Origin of the sequence: Bradyrhizobium stylosanthis, from assembly GCF_001641335.1 — a bacterium.
GTDB lineage: Bacteria > Pseudomonadota > Alphaproteobacteria > Rhizobiales > Xanthobacteraceae > Bradyrhizobium > Bradyrhizobium stylosanthis.
On sequence record NZ_LVEM01000001.1, the window covers coordinates 1,484,909 to 1,499,543 of the forward strand.

The window sequence follows — 14,635 nt, forward strand, 5'->3', positions numbered from 1 at the left end:
TGCAAAGGACGAATTCGTTATCTTCCGCAACGCATCCGAGGAAGGGCCTGGGCCGGCCCCTCCTCCGGGCCACGAGGTTTTGGTCTGCCGCGTTGTCTTGACGCGAGCGAGTATCCACTTCGCCCGAAGGCGCTCTCGCCGCGAAAACTATTCGGCGACGAAAGACGTGGTCTTGGTGCCGGGATCGTAGCGCAGCCGGAGCGCGGTCATCTTGCAGAGGTTGACGTTCTTCCACAGCACGGCTTCGTCGTAATTCTGCCAGTCGACGCGGATGTTCCAGACGCAGCCCTCGTCGTCCTCGTCGAATTCGACATAGGTGCTCGCCTGGTTCTGCAAGACCTTCTCGAGCTCGTTCTCCCATTCGTCCAGGCCATCGTCCGGCGCGTTGAAGCCGAGGAACTTGATGGCATAGCCGGTCTCGTTGACGACGGTGACGTTACGGGCATCGGCGGCGAACGACGCCGTGGCCGCGATCGAGAGGCCGATCGCAAGCAGTCCGGAGAGAAAATACTTCATGTGAAAAATCCTCGGATCGAAACAGGCTTGAGGCGCCTGACGTCGATCGGCGCAGGCGCCGCGGCAACAAATGACGTTGCCTCTTCAAAGCGTCCGGAGTGCGATCGAACGATACGAGACGCGATCGACCAGCACTCCGGGACGTTGCGCGACGCGAGACGCGCACGGCCCGTTTCTATCGTTTCGATTTCTCAGCAGCAATGAATGGGCATTCATAGATCGGCGGCGTTTGTTTTCTCCGTCGCGGGCGCCGGCACTGCGGCACCGTTGCTCTTGCCCGTCACGGCACCGACCAGCGCCTTCACGGGATCGTCGCCCGGCGCAAAGCCGCTCTGGCGCAGTATCTCGTCGATCATCGGGCGCAGCGCGTGCACCTTGAGCAACTCGCCGGCGAGGCCTTCGCCGAAGCCGACGCCACCGCCAGCGGCGCCATTGCCGTTGCCGCCGAAGGCGCCGCCGGTATGTAGGATGCGGACATCCTTCAGGTTGGCGATCGGCTTCACCATCTCGGCCAACGCCGAGGGCATGGTCTCGATCCGCTTCTTGGCGATCTCGAAGTCGATGACATTGCTGCCGAGCTTGTTCTGCGCCTCGTTCTTCATGGTGATGACGGCGGCCTCCGCCTCACCGATATTCCTGACACCGACCGCCTTGATCTTGTTGGACTCGGCCTCCGCCGTGGCCAGCGTCTTGACGGCCTCGGCACGGTCGAGCGAGGCTTTCTTCTCGGCTTCGGCGGCGACGATCAGCTCGGTCGATTTGCGCTCGGCCTCGGTGCGTGCGGCGAGCACCTGGGTGAGACGGGCGCGGTCGGCGACTTCGACCGCGCGTGCCGTGACGACCTTTTCCTCCGCGGAGACGGCGACGGCTTCGGCGGTCTTGGCTTCGGCGACCGCTTCCGAGGTCTGCTTGCTCTTGGACGCGATCTGGATCTCGTTCTCCTGCGTCGCGATCTGGATCTCGCGCTGGGCGTCGGTCTTGCGCTTGTTGATGGCGAGATCGGACTCGATCACCGCGGTTTCCTTGATCTGCTTGGCGCCCGCCTCCTTCTCGGCGACGGCACGGTCGGTGTCGATGCGGGCGTTCTCCTCGGTCAGGCGCGCGGTTTGCGTCGCGGATGCGACCTCGGCGCGGGTGCTGGCAGTCTTGTTGGCGATGTCGCGCTCCTGCGACAGTTCGGCTTCCTTCTTGGTCCGCTCGATCCCGAGCGTCTGCTGCCGCGCCTCGAGGTCCTTCTGGGCGATCGCCACCTCGTTGTCGCGCACGATGGCGTTGCGGTCGCGGCGGCGGGTTTCCGTGACGGTCTTCAGCTGGGTCAGGCCTTCGGCGTCGAAGAAGTTCTCGGGGTTGAAGAACTTGACGTCGGTCTGGTCGAGCTTCGTGAGCGACACCGATTCAAGCTCGAGCCCGTTGGACTTCACGTCGGACTCGACGGTCGCCTGGACGTGCTTGACGAAGTCGCTGCGCTTTTCCTGCAATTCCAGAATGGTCATGGTTGCGGCCACGGACCGCAGGCCGTCGACGAACTTCGCCTCGACCTGGTTGCGCAGGGCCTCCGCGTCATTGGTCAGTGCGCCCAACGTCTGGCTCGCGAGCGCGATGCTCTCGTCGTCGGGGCGGACGCGCACGTAGAACTCGGCGACGATGTCGACGCGCAGGCGGTCCTTTGTAATGAGGGATTCCCGCTCCTTGCGCTCGACCGTGAGCCGCAGCGTCTTCAAATTGACGCTGGCATAGGAGTGGAAGATCGGAAGGATCATGGCGCCGCCGTCGAGCACGACCTTCTTGCCGCCGAGGCCGGTACGCACGAAGGCCTCGTCGCGCGTGGCGCGCTTGTAGAGAATGGTGAAGACGATCCCCAGGACAACGATCAGCGCGACGCCGATCATGGCCGGGACTGCGATGTCGAACATGACTTTCTCCAATGAATGACCTAGCTGCTGCTTAGACTGGGCTTGGACGGCTTGAGTTCATCCTCGGCTTTCACCGCCACGAAGCGGGTGCCATCGCGATCGACGAGAAGCACCAGGGTTCCCTGCGGCAGGGGCGATGACGAAGGCGCCGCCACCGCCAGCACGAAATGGCGGTTGCCGTGGACGTCGGCGACGCTGACGCGGCCGGGCGGCCCCTGATCGAGTGGACCGACCACCACCTCGCCGACACGGCCGACGAGATCGCCGAGGCCGACGACGTAAGTCTCGTCCTTGGGAATGATCCGCGCGATGGCGCCGCTGGCGGCACGCACCAGCGGAACCGAGACCGCGACGGCCGCGATCGAAGCGACCGTCGCCGGCAAGGGACCCGCCACCATCCGCGCGATGTCCTGGATCAGGAAGCCGGTGATGGAGAAGGCGCCGAGCACCAGCAACAGGAAGATCAGCAGCGGCACGCCGCCGACATTGATCCAGGAGATGGCGTTGAGCACGCCGTTGTCGCTGGGATGGCTGAAATCGATGCTGGTGCCGAGCATCTCGCTGAGGGACGCTCCGACCAGCATCGAGATCACTTCGAGCGAGCCGACGATGAGGATCATGGCCGCCGCGATCGAGAACGGCCTGACCTCCGGCATCATGACGTGTTCGAGCAATGTGCTCATGACACGGCACTCAGGAGCGCGACTTCAACCGCGCCAGCCTCGCTGCAATTTCCTTGTCGCGATGCAACGCGCTGAGCTCGTCGATGTCGCTTGAATACGGGATGCCCTGCGGCACGCCGGTCGCCCTTGCCACCGCCCTGCCCGCCCGCAAGGCTTTTGCCGCCGCGGAACTGCCGCCGGACTTGCGGGGCGAGGTCGAGGCCTGGTGGCTGGCGTGGGCTTCGCTCTTCTCGAGATCGGCGCGGCGCTGCTCGGCATCCTGCAGCGCCGACAGCACCGCGCGCAGCGAGGTCACGCATTGCTCGATCTTCTCGTTGTTCTCGTCGATGGCGCGGGAGAGCACCTCGAACTGCGCCTCCAGATCCATCTGCCGCGCGATGCCGGCGCGGGCGAGATCATCGCGGCTGTCGGTGATCGCGCCCTCGATCTTGGCGGCAAGATCTGTCATCTCGCGCTCGATCTCGCCGCGGCGGGCGTTGAGCCGATATTCCTCGGCCCGCGCGGCCGCGAGCGCATCGCGCGCTTCGCTTTCCGCACGCTCGATCTCGCGGATGGCCTGACCGACCACCTTGAGCTTGTTCTTGCCTTCCGCCTGCTCGATCGCGTCGTAGGCGATCCCGGCGATCAGGCGCCCGACCCGGGACAGGAAGTTGTCGGGGGCGGCAGCGATGGTATCCATAGCGTTCTCCTCCTCTGGCAGGCTATTCGGCGTGACGCCGTAGTGAACTTCGAAACCGTCGTCGGTGCGGATGAGGTGCGCGGGCACGCTCTGCCCCCAGCCCTCGGCATAGCCGGCATAGTCGAAGGGCACGCTGAAGCGCCCTTGCACGGTCGCAATCGAAATGGTGGCGGGTCCCTTGATCTTGGCGAGCTTGTCGTCGAGCGGCAGGCGGCGGCCTTGCGCGGCGCGATATTCCGAGCGGTCGCGCAGGCCCAGCGTCACCAGGCGCGAGGGCAGCGCGGTCTCTTTCCGGATCGGCTCATAGGCATGGGCGTGGAGCAGGACGACGTTGGAGCCCACATTGTGGGTCCGCGCGACCTCGTCGAGTATCTCCATCATGCGGTCATAGGCCCTGAACGTCGCCTCGATGGCGGCCTTGGCGGCCGGCTCAGGGGCAAGCCTGTAACGCAGCGCGGACGGCGCGTTTCGGGGCGACTGGCTCATGAAAAGCACTAAAGCACCATTTTGGTGCTTTAGGAAGAGGAAGCTCGATCACGTTCCACTGATCCTTGTGCACTCCAAGGGTTAGTCGCTGTCGCCCGGGGCTGCGTTCAAGGCGGCGGATCACTCCTGGGTCACCGCCGATCAAGACTTCCTGCACGGACGGGCAAAGCTCTCGCGTCCCGAACGCGCTGCAACGCTCCTGGCGTTGCTGCGCAGAGCCGGGACCCACGCCACACGGATTGCGTCGTGACAGATGGGCCCCGGCTCTGCAGCGCATCGTCAAGAGACGCTGCGCTGCGTCCGGGGCACGAGACCGAGGTGGAGGCGCACGCTCTCTCAACGTCGTCATTGCGAGGAGCTCTTGCTCCGAAGCAATCCAGAGTCTTTCCGCGGAGGGATTCTGGATTGCTTCGCTTCGCTCGCAATGACGGAGTATGAGGCAATCGCGTCGCTCTCCCATCTGGCATTCAGGTCACAGACACGCCTTCGCATTCTCGCGGCTTGGTTCGCGCGAGCTTTGCCAGGTCATTCCACCCTCCTTTGTCAGAGGGCGCAGGGAAGACCGGGTGCCGGCCGGGCACCCACGGTCCACTGTGCGAAGGTTGCGCTACAAGAGGCTGCACAGCGGCATACAGGTGAAGCCAAACATCCGGCCTTCCCTGCGCAGTGGTTTGACGGCTTATGCCGAGTTCTCCCCGGGGAGCGTTGCACTATTGCCCCCGTCGCCTTGCAGATAACTGATGCGCGCGCCCGGTCGGGCCGCCACATCACCACAAGACTTGGCGCACAGACCCCGGGCGCCAGGACGACACGGTTTTGCCGTACGCGGATTACACCGGTCGTGCGCGCGACGGTTTTCGCTCACGGTTGCCCGCCCTGCGAACCTGTCGTGCCGATGTAACTCGCGTCCACCGCAGCTCACCCCGCGTTTCGTGACGATCGCGATACGCCCCTCTGACTGGGGTGAGGTGGCGCCACGAATACGTCAAAGCCGAAATTCGGTAAAGTGGAATATTTTGCGCGGTGCGGATTGACCCGTTACTTGGGTGTTTTGCCCGTCAGGCAGCGCAAGGTCTTGTAGCCCGGATGAGCGAAGCGACATCCGGGGGATGCTCGTTCGCGCGGTTCCCGGATGTCGCTTCGCTCATCCTGGCTACGAAAGCGCGGCTCACGGCCGCCGGCACACCAGGTCGATCTCGATCAACGCGTCGTACGCGAGCCCGGTGACACCGACGCAAGTGCGGGCCGGCAGACGATCCGCTGGAAAATAGGTGCGGTAGGCCTCGTTCATCGCGGCGTAATCGTCCTTGAAGCGCGTGAGATAAATCCGGGTCATCACGACATGCTCGAGGCCGAGACCGACGCCGGCGAGAACCACCCTCAAATTCTCCATCACCGCCATCGTCTGCGCGACGATGCCGTCGGGCAGCACGCCCGGCGTCTGCGGCGTATCGGGCATCTGACCGGTGACGAAGACGAAGCCGTCGGTTTCGACGGCGTGGCTGAAGGGCGCGACCGGCTTCGGTCCGCCGCTGATCATGTGGAATTTCACGTGATGTGTCCTTGTTAGGTCGCGCCCTCGAACAGGCGCTTGCTGAGAATGGCGTGCACGCCCCAATTGCCGTCGACGACCTGGGTGACGCCGAAATCGACCGCAGCCGACATCAAGGCGATCGCCTCGTCCTCGCTGAGGCCCTTGGTGTTCATCAGGAAGCGCCGCATCTTGCGGAACGCATCCTTCATGGCACGGTCGAGCGACGACTTGGCGTAGACCTCGCTCTGCCCCTGCGCGCCGAACTCGGCGAGGTAGTTGGGATGGCTGAACCCTGTCAGCACCCAGTCGGTCGCGGTCTCGATCAGAGGGTATGAAAGATCGGCGAAGGGCTGTCCGGCGAGATCGGCCTTCTTGTGCAGGATCACCTCGAAGGTGCCAGTCATCGAGCACTCGATCGCGGTGCCGCTCAGTTCGCCGTCGCCCTGCGCGGCATGAGGATCGCCGATCGACAGCAGCGCGCCCGGTACGGAGACCGGGAGATAGACGGCGGCCCCCTTCCCCAACCGCCAATTGTCGAGATTGCCGCCGAAATAGGACGGCGGCACGGAATCGACGAAATCCACCTCGCGCGGCGCTACCGCGATCACGCCGAAATGCGGCCGCAAGGGAATGCGGATGCCGTCGAGCACGGCGTGGCGGCGCTTGATCGTACCGGGTGCGACCGGGACGCCGGGATAGTCGTAGGTGGCATGCACCACGCCGGAGGGATCGGTCTGCGGCTCCCAGCGATAGGAATAGAGCGCGCGGGCATGCGGCGCCTCGGGATCGTCGAAGATCTCGTAGATGGTGACAGCTTCGCGCGGCTTGAGACCGCCGAGAAACTCGTTGTAGTGATAGCCCCACCACGCCGCCACCGATGAGCCGAACACGCGCCCGGCATGGTGCGGGCTGCGGCTCGCCCGCGGTACGATGTCGAGGATGCGCACCTCCAGGACATCACCGGGCTGGGCGTCCTTCACGGCGACGGGCCCGGTGCAGATGTGCACGCCAAACCCCTCGCCGGCACCGCGGCCGAACACGCTGGCATCCATGGGCCCCGCGCCGCGGCGGTCGACATTCTTCTTGCTCCGCGTCCAGCCGAACACGCTCTCGGCGGCAGCATCACCGGCGATCATCAGCTCGGGGTCGTCGGAGGCGTGCTGTGTCAGCGTTTCGATGGTGATCGTATCGCCCGACGCGATCTCGATCTGCGGCGGCAGCGAGCGGCTGAAATACCCCCAATGAACGCGGCTGGCTTCGACCGGGAGGTGGTGATGCCTGCGCTCCGCGGTCGTCCGCTCCTCTGCGCCGGCCCGGGCGACGTTGCTGCGTGCCTCGACGCCCTGATGCGCACGGAGCTGTGCCAGCGCCTCCTGGGGCCAGCCGCGCTGGCCGGCAGTGCCGTGCTGCGAGGTTGCCCGCTCCGCCTCCTGCTGGCGAAACTCGCGCGGCGGCAGGCCGAAGCGATGACGGAAGGCGCGGCTGAAATGTGCGGAATCGCCAAAGCCATAGGCGTAGGCGATCTCCGAGATCGAGCGATGCGCCTCGGTCGGACTGGACAGATCCGCCCAGGCGCGCTGGAGCCTGCGCTCACGGACGTAGTGAGTGAAATTGTCGCCGACGGTCTCGAACAGCTTTTGCAAGTAGCGTTCGGAGATGCCCTCGGCCTGCGCGACACGCCCCGGCACCAGGTCGGGATCGTCGAGCCGGCGCTCGATGGTCTGACAGATCCGATGCAGCAGCGCGGCCTGCGTCGCGCTCGACCCGGCATCGGACGCCGAGGCTGCCAGCTGATGTGCGAACGTCAGGAGCAGGTCGACCAGCGATTGCGCGAGCGAATTCCATTCGGCATCGCTCAAGCTGTCGAGTGTGCGTGCCGTCGCGTCCATGAGACGCGCGAACACCTCGGCGAAGCCGCTTGGCGGCACGACGCGGGGCTCGCCAAGCCGCGGCTTGCCCGACAGGCGTCCGTGCAGCGCCTCCGAGGTCACCGACAGCACGATGGCGCGCATGTCGCGCTGGAACACGATGCTCCAGTCGCCGCCGCGCGGCAGCAGCACGAGATGGCCGACGGGAACGATGCGGTGACCGCCGGCGCTCTTGAGGACCATGCCGTCCTCGACGGGCATCAGCGCGATCGGAAGGTCTTCATGGGCTTGCGAGAGAGGTGCGACGCTCTGCGCGCCCGCGGCCATGCGCGTCAGCGCAATGCCTGGGGCATGGCGATGCGAGGCGGTTGCGTGCCCGTCGAAGAAGGAATGGCCGCCTGCCGGCTGCAGGCCGACCGCCGCCAGCACGTCCCGCCAGGCTTCGGGGCGGTCGTCTTGTGCGTAGGACTCGCTCGTGAACGGCCGGAAGCTCATCGGATCGACCCAGATTGCAGTCGATCGAAGCAACCTCTGTGCCAGACGAACGCGGTCATCCGTTGCTGCGACGGGCCGCAAATGGTCTCCGCTTGTCACCGGCTCATCCCGAAAACAGACCGCGTCTCAAGGCATTAGTCGCACCGGAAGATGTTCTTGCGGATCGTGCCGTGGACCCCCCAATTGGCATCGACCACCTGGGTGACGCCGAAATCGGCGCCGACCGACATCAGCGAGATCGCCTCGTCCTCGCTGAGGCGATGCACGGTCATCAGGAACCGGCGGAGTTTTCTGAAGGCATCGCGCATCGCACGGTCGAGGCTGCTGTGATTGGCAATCTCGGTTTGCGCGTCGATGCCGAGGGCTGCGAGATAGTTCGGATAGGTGAAGCCGTAAAATGACCAGGCGTGGTCGGTCTCCAGCATGGGATGATCGAGGCCTTCCAGATGGGTGCCCGCAAGGTCGGCCTTCTTGTGCAGGATGAATTCGAAATCGCCAGTCAGCGAGGTCTCGATCGCGGTGCCGCCGAGCTCGCTGTCGCCTTGGGCGGCATGGGGATCGCCGACCGAGAAATAGGCGCCGGGCACGGCAACCGGATAGAACATCCGCGCGCCCTTGCCGATCCGCCAGTCGTCGATATTGCCGCCGGTGTAGCTCGGGGGGATCGAGCTGACGAAGTCAGCTTCCGAAGGCGCGAGACCCATGGTGCCGAAGTGCAATCTTGCATGCACTTTCACGCTGGAAAGAATGTTCTCGCGCTTCCTGATGGTGGCGTGATCGACGCGAACACCGGGATAGTCGATGGTCGGATGCACGATGCCGTCGGGGTCGGTCTGCGGAGTCCAGACGTAATTGTAGACGGCCTTCGCATAGGGCTCGCCCGAGGTGTCGAGTTCGAAGATGGTGACGACTTCGCGCGGCTTCGGCTCCTCGATCAGGTCGTGGTAGTGAAAGCCCCAATTGGCGGCGACATTGGAGCCGAAGCAGCGACCGGCGTGACAGGCACTGCAGCTCGGCCGCGGCCTGACATCGAGGATGCGCACTTCCAGGATGTCACCGGGCTCGGCACCTTCGATCGCCACCGGGCCGGTGAGCAGATGCACGCCAATGCCCTCGCCCGCGCCGCGGATGAACGGGCCCTCTGTCGGCCCCGAACCGCGCCGCGCCACCGCCTTGTGCTCGCGCGTCCACCGGAACACGCTCTCGGCGCCGGGATCGCCCTGGATCATGCGCTCGTAATCATCGTTGGCGTGATGGGTCAGCGTCTCGATCGTTGCGCGATCTCCCGAGCGCAGCGTCAGCGCCGGGGTGACTGTCTTGGAGAAATATCCCCAGTGAACGGTCTTCGGCGAAACCGGCAGGGTGACATGCTTCATGAGGTGGCCTCTTCGGAGAACGCGGTCGTGAATCTTGCGGGGGCAGCGCTCATCGCACCGCCTCCGGAGTCTTGTCGGCTTCCATCACGCTGAGGAAACGCGCCGTCAGCGCATTGCGCGGGTTGGAGAGCACCTCGTGCGCCGGCCCCTCCTCGATGATCGCCCCGCCGCTCAGGAAAGCGACGCGGTCGGCGACCTCGTCGGCGAAGCGGATCTGGTGCGTCGAGATGATCATGGTGAGGCCGTCGTCGATGGCCAGACGCCGGATCACCTCCAGCACCTCGTTGACGAGTTCGGGATCGAGCGCCGAGGTCGGCTCATCCAGCAGCAGCACGCTCGGATTGGGCGCTAGCGCGCGGGCGATGGCGACGCGCTGCTGCTGCCCTCCGGAGAGATGCCGCGGCAGCGCATCGGCGCGATGCGCGAGGCCGACGCGGTCGAGCAGCTCGCTCGCGCGGCGATCGGCGTCGATGCGGGTCATGCCGTGGACCCAGCGCAACGGCCCTGCGATGTTCTCCTTGGCCGACAGATGGGCGAACAAGTTGAATTGCTGGAACACCATGCCGACGCCGACGCTCGCCCGCTCGTTGGCGATGGCGCGCGGCGATAGCGGTTTGCCGTCCTCGGAAAAGCCGAGGCGGCGGCCGCCGACGCGCACGGTCCCGGCGTCCCAGTTTTCGAGATGGTTGATGCAGCGGAGCAGCGTGCTCTTGCCGGAGCCGCTCGGACCGAGCAGCGCCACCACCTCGCCGACACGAACCGTGAGGTCGAGACCGTCGAGGACCTTCTGCGGACCATAGCTCTTGGTGAGAGCTTTGGCCTCGACCGCGACATTGTTGCGCGCGATCGTCGCGGTGCGGCGGGCGCGTTCCTCGCGGGTCAGGGCCAGCGGCGGCGTATCCGTGAGCTCTGCTTGCGCCGGCTCGGGATCGAGAGCGGTCGCATCGGTATGTTCCGGCTTGGTGACGAGCTCGACGCGGCGCCAGCGCAGATAGTCGGCCAGCTTCCGCTCCCGCCCTTTCGCGCGGTCGAGATCGAGCAGCCATTCCGCGAACAGCTGGATGCCGCTGATGGTCGCGGTCAGCACGAGATAGAGCAGGCCCGAAGCGAAGAAGATCGAGAAGAAGTCGAAGGTGGAGGACGCCAGCTGGGTGGAGCGCAAGGTCAGCTCCTGGACCGCGACGACCGAGGCGAGCGAGGAATTTTTCAGCGCACTCACCGCCTCGTTGCCGAAGGCCGGGATCATGGTGCGGATGGCCTGCGGCGCGATGACCCTGCGCATCAGCACGGACGGCGTCATGCCGAGCGCCTGCCCCGCGGTCACCTGCCCGCGGTCGACGCCGAGCACGCCGGCCCGCAGCATCTCCGCGATGAACGGCGCCTCGTTGCAGGCGAGTGCGAGACCGGCGGCGAGCACCGCCGGCAGCTTGATGCCGATATGCGGCAGCGCGTCGTAGGCGAACACCATCTGCAGGATCAGCGGCGTACCGCGGAAGATCACGGTGTAGGCCCTGGCGATCGCAGCCAGGGGCCAGAAGCGCGAGAGCTGCATGCCGGCGAGGATCAGTCCGAGGATCAATCCGCCGCCGAGCCCAAGGGCAGTCACCTCGAGGGTGAGCTCGATGCCCTCGAGCAGATACGGCATGCTCAGATAGTGGAGGAACAGCGACATCAGTCGGCCGTCAGAATGTCCGGCTCCTTGAAATTGTTCACATCGAGCCCATGCTTCTTCAGGAGCTCCATGTGCGTGCCGGCCTTCTGCACCTCGATCAGCGCAGCGAGCACGGCGTCACGGAATTTCGGCTTGTCCCTGGGAACGGCGATGCCGACCGAATACGGGATGGTCACCGCGATCGCCTTCTCCAGCTTGTCCGGATAGGCCTTCACGGCGCTGTCGACGGTGTTGACGTCGTTGATGTAGGTGTCGGCGCGGCCGGCGAGGATCGCCTGGATGCAGTTGGCATTGTTGTCGTAGAGCTGGATGGTCGGCTCAGCCTTGCCTGCCTTCTTGCACTCGGGGATCAGCGCCTGGATCAGCGGCACCTCGACATAGCCGGTGTTCTCGGCGGCTGCCGTGCCGCACATCGACATGTTGATGCCGTTGATGCCCTTTGGATTGCCCTTGGCGACCAGCACGCCGTCGAACACCTTCGAATAGGTGATGAAGTCGGCCGCCTTCGCCCGCTCCTTGGTGGCGTAGATGTCGGAAATCACGATGTCGGCCTGACCGGCCGCGAGCGTGGTCAGGAGCGCTGCGAACGTCACCGGCTTGTAGGTCAGCTTGAAGCCGAGGCATTCGCCGATGGCCTCGCCGAGATCGATGTCGAAGCCGATATACTTGCTGGGATCCTTGGGATCGATGGTCTCATAACCCGGGGTGTGCGGGTTGATGGCATTGACGAGCGTCTTGCCCTTCCAGTCCGGGTACTTTTCCTGGAGCGCCGTGCAGGCGGCGGGCGCCGCGGCCTGGGCGCTCAGCGGTGCGGCGACGACGAGCCCGAGAGCGATGGCCGCGCCTGTTGCAGCCTTGCGCCATGGCTTCGATGCGCGAGCCGTTCCCCGCCGCGCCTGGGGCAATTCCGGTCTGTCCATGTGCTGCTCCTTCGAATTGGCCTGGCCGTGTGGCTGGACTCGGCCGTGCTGCTGAACTCGAAGGTCAGCCTAGGTGCAGAGCGCACGTGAAAGCTTGTCCGCGGGCGTACAAAAAATTGGATGGAGGCGGCCCGCGATTTGGGCACACGACTGCACAAAAACTGTTCGCTCCTCCGGAAGCGCCGCTGGCGCGGGATTCCGAATTCGGGAGAACCAAATCATTGGGATGCTGTAGCGATCAGTACGGCCTCGAAACCACCTGATGAGGCGGTTTCACGGGGATATGACGCCTGCTGACGGAGATGCTGCACTGGGTGAGCAGAACTGCGGCGACTCCCACAGCATTCCACAGCATGTCCGCAGCATATCCACAGCCCGACTATGCCGGATTCGTCAGGCCGCACGAGCCACTTGCTGCGCACAAACCCACAGGACAGCCATGTCAGCCGCCGGCCTGGTCGAACACGCTGCGGCAAGCCTCGCTCAAGCTTGAGCGGTTACGGCGCAAACAGGCCGTGATGGCGCGGACATTGGGGATCTCGCCGGCGCAGAGCCGGTAGACGTCGGGGGTGCAGGCGCGGCGCTGCTCGGGCGTGCCCTGCTGCGCCTGAGCGGCTGAGGCGAACAACGTCAGGAACAACCCGATCGTGGAGGCGCGGCGTGCCCGGCTCTTCACACCCGCAAACCGCAGGAACCTTGCCTTCATGACAAACTCTCCCGTTCTGCCCGCCCCGGCTCGCATGGGCCGTTGCGCGAGGGGTAGGAGAAATAAATCGCGGGGGATGTGATCTCTTTCACACTCGCGCTGCCCGGGAGGACCGTAGGGTTCCCGCGGGGATTTTTAGAAATCGCTAACCAATCGAGACCTGATCGCCGGATCGTTAAAATGCGAACGATCGGCTCAATCGGGTAACAAACCGGCTTTGCGACAGTGCGCCATCCGCGTTCCGGAGGGTGTGATGAGCGAAGCCGAATTCAACTTGATGCTGGATGCCGTCCGCGACGCCATGATCAACGAAGATTTCGCGCCCGTGCCGGAGGAGGATTTCGTGCCCCGCTCCTGGTCGTATGCCGCAACGCCCAAAGCCGCCAACGACAACGAGGGCGCCTGGCCGCTCCTGCCGTTTCCGGACGGCTGGTACGCCGCCTGCTGAGACCGGCCCCTTGCGGCGAGCCGATGCGCCCGCCTTTGCGGGCGTTTTGCCGTCAGCCCCGCGCCTGCCCCGGCGCAGTCCCGATCAGGTCTTGACGCGCTCCTCGCCATTCGGCGGCACCCGGTCGGGTGCGGCGGACGGGAAGATGCTGTCATAGATCGCGCGCGCCTCGGCGATGAGGCGAGCCCGCTCCAGCTCGGATTTCGGAACAAATCGGACGATTTCGCCCACGTGCTCTCCAGCGCTCGGTTGACGACGATGCATCACTTCGCAGATGCGAAGTCTATGCCATCGGGTCTGAATCGCTGGTTTCCGCCAAGCCCCGGGCAAACCCGGTGGAAACGGCGCGGCAGGCCGTTTCACCGCCCCTGCGGCAGGGCAATTTGTACCGGAAGATCAAAAGGTTGCGATGGAGGCCACGTCGGGACTCGAACCCGAGTAAACGGTTTTGCAGACCGGCGCGTAACCACTCCGCCACGTGGCCCCGTAAGGGCGGACCAATATAGGGGATCAATGGCTTAAGCAACCGCCTTCGTCCGACTTCGGGGGCGATAGCTGCTTTCCGATGTGGACCAAAGTCAGGCGCGCTTGGCGCGCCGGAAGTTGCGCCGGCGGTCCTTCGCAGCCGGCTTTGGCGCCAGTTCCGGCATCTCGGCCTGGACCTCGCGGTAGCGCGCCAGCATCCGCTCGAAGCTGGCGTTCAGGGTTTCGGCGATGTCGGGGCGCTTCTCGAGACCGGCCATGAGCGTCGCGGCGGCTTCGATGGTCGAGAGGCCGTCGCTGCGCGGCTCCTTGCGCAGGCGTCCGTAGCGCGATGGGCGCGACGGGTTGAGGATCACGCGCTGGCATTTCAGCATCCAGGGATTGCGCCACCACAGCGCCTTGGCCTGGCTCCAGGTGCCGTCGAGCAGCACCACGCCTTCGAGCTTGCCGAGGCGCTCGCGCTGCTTGTCAGCCACCTCGCCCTTGCGGTTGAGCGCAACGATCTCGGCCTCGGTCTCAAGGTCGGCAGCCCGGGCCGAGCCGAGATAGAGCACGGCCCAGTGCGAGGCGTTCTCGACCGGCCGCTCCAGCGCCTTGGACAGGCTCGACCAGGACAGGCCGACCCGCACCGTGGCATCGGCAAAATGCTTCGCAAGCAGCCGCGCTGTGCCGAGCGCCCTGTCCTGCTCCTGCGGATGCTGCAGGATCAGGAGCGAGAGGCGGTTTTCAATGGGCGTGACACTGTCGCAGATGCACAGCGGCATCGGCTTCTGGCAGTGCGGGCATTCGGGGATCGGCTCGGGCGCGGCGGCCGCGGTCTCGGAGGGGTTCGACATGGCCGCCGCTATACGCTTCG

13 protein-coding genes and 1 tRNA gene are annotated in these 14,635 nt (G+C 65.2%); 1 reads left to right on the forward strand and 13 read right to left on the reverse strand.

Features of this window, described 5'->3' with window-relative positions; genetic code table 11:
- Positions 1–147: 147 nt before the first annotated feature.
- The 10 genes from A7X65_RS07250 to A7X65_RS07295 form a co-directional block, all read right to left on the reverse strand.
- Positions 148–516 (reverse strand): hypothetical protein, encoded by a 369-nt coding sequence (locus A7X65_RS07250; protein WP_063683573.1) that lies wholly within the window; start codon positions 514–516, stop codon positions 148–150.
- 212 nt (positions 517–728) lie between these two features.
- Complete coding sequence (locus tag A7X65_RS07255) at positions 729–2,429, reverse strand: flotillin family protein (protein ID WP_063683574.1); 1,701 nt, start codon at positions 2,427–2,429, stop codon at positions 729–731.
- A 20-nt stretch (positions 2,430–2,449) separates the two neighbouring features.
- Complete coding sequence (locus tag A7X65_RS07260; protein WP_063683575.1) at positions 2,450–3,112, reverse strand: OB-fold-containig protein; 663 nt, start codon at positions 3,110–3,112, stop codon at positions 2,450–2,452.
- A 10-nt stretch (positions 3,113–3,122) separates the two neighbouring features.
- On the reverse strand, positions 3,123–4,286 hold the full coding sequence (locus A7X65_RS07265) for a PspA/IM30 family protein (protein WP_063683576.1): 1,164 nt from the start codon (positions 4,284–4,286) through the stop codon (positions 3,123–3,125).
- A 1,159-nt stretch (positions 4,287–5,445) separates the two neighbouring features.
- The gene (locus tag A7X65_RS07270) at positions 5,446–5,829 is read right to left on the reverse strand and encodes a RidA family protein (RefSeq protein ID WP_063683577.1); all 384 of its coding nucleotides are present in this window, start codon (positions 5,827–5,829) and stop codon (positions 5,446–5,448) included.
- A gap of 14 nt (positions 5,830–5,843) precedes the next feature.
- The gene (locus A7X65_RS07275) at positions 5,844–8,174 is read right to left on the reverse strand and encodes an acetamidase/formamidase family protein (RefSeq protein WP_063683578.1); all 2,331 of its coding nucleotides are present in this window, start codon (positions 8,172–8,174) and stop codon (positions 5,844–5,846) included.
- Between the two features lie 134 nt (positions 8,175–8,308).
- Positions 8,309–9,550, reverse strand: a complete 1,242-nt coding sequence (locus A7X65_RS07280; protein ID WP_063683579.1) for an acetamidase/formamidase family protein — start codon at positions 9,548–9,550, stop codon at positions 8,309–8,311.
- A gap of 49 nt (positions 9,551–9,599) precedes the next feature.
- Positions 9,600–11,222 carry an amino acid ABC transporter permease/ATP-binding protein gene (locus A7X65_RS07285; protein ID WP_063683580.1) on the reverse strand — a complete coding sequence of 541 codons (1,623 nt, stop codon included), beginning with the start codon at positions 11,220–11,222 and terminating at the stop codon, positions 9,600–9,602.
- Positions 11,222–12,142 carry an ABC transporter substrate-binding protein gene (locus A7X65_RS07290; protein WP_063683581.1) on the reverse strand — a complete coding sequence of 307 codons (921 nt, stop codon included), beginning with the start codon at positions 12,140–12,142 and terminating at the stop codon, positions 11,222–11,224. Before A7X65_RS07290 ends, A7X65_RS07285 begins: the two co-directional genes overlap by 1 nt.
- A gap of 442 nt (positions 12,143–12,584) precedes the next feature.
- Positions 12,585–12,848, reverse strand: coding sequence for a hypothetical protein (locus A7X65_RS07295; RefSeq protein WP_063684853.1), 264 nt, complete (start codon positions 12,846–12,848; stop codon positions 12,585–12,587).
- Positions 12,849–13,101: 253 nt separating this feature from the next.
- Between A7X65_RS07295 and A7X65_RS07300 the strand changes: the two genes are divergently transcribed.
- Positions 13,102–13,296: a hypothetical protein gene (locus A7X65_RS07300; RefSeq protein ID WP_063683582.1), complete on the forward strand. Its 195-nt coding sequence runs from the start codon at positions 13,102–13,104 to the stop codon at positions 13,294–13,296.
- A gap of 84 nt (positions 13,297–13,380) precedes the next feature.
- Here A7X65_RS07300 and A7X65_RS42535 read toward each other — a convergent pair whose 3' ends face one another.
- The 3 genes from A7X65_RS42535 to A7X65_RS07310 all read right to left on the reverse strand — a co-directional run bounded on the left by A7X65_RS42535 (position 13,381) and on the right by A7X65_RS07310 (position 14,615).
- Positions 13,381–13,527 (reverse strand): hypothetical protein, encoded by a 147-nt coding sequence (locus tag A7X65_RS42535; RefSeq protein ID WP_167358213.1) that lies wholly within the window; start codon positions 13,525–13,527, stop codon positions 13,381–13,383.
- Positions 13,528–13,706: 179 nt separating this feature from the next.
- Positions 13,707–13,780 (reverse strand) — tRNA-Cys (locus tag A7X65_RS07305).
- Positions 13,781–13,874: 94 nt separating this feature from the next.
- On the reverse strand, positions 13,875–14,615 hold the full coding sequence (locus tag A7X65_RS07310; protein ID WP_063683583.1) for a tRNA-uridine aminocarboxypropyltransferase: 741 nt from the start codon (positions 14,613–14,615) through the stop codon (positions 13,875–13,877).
- Between the last annotated feature and the right edge of the window lie 20 nt (positions 14,616–14,635).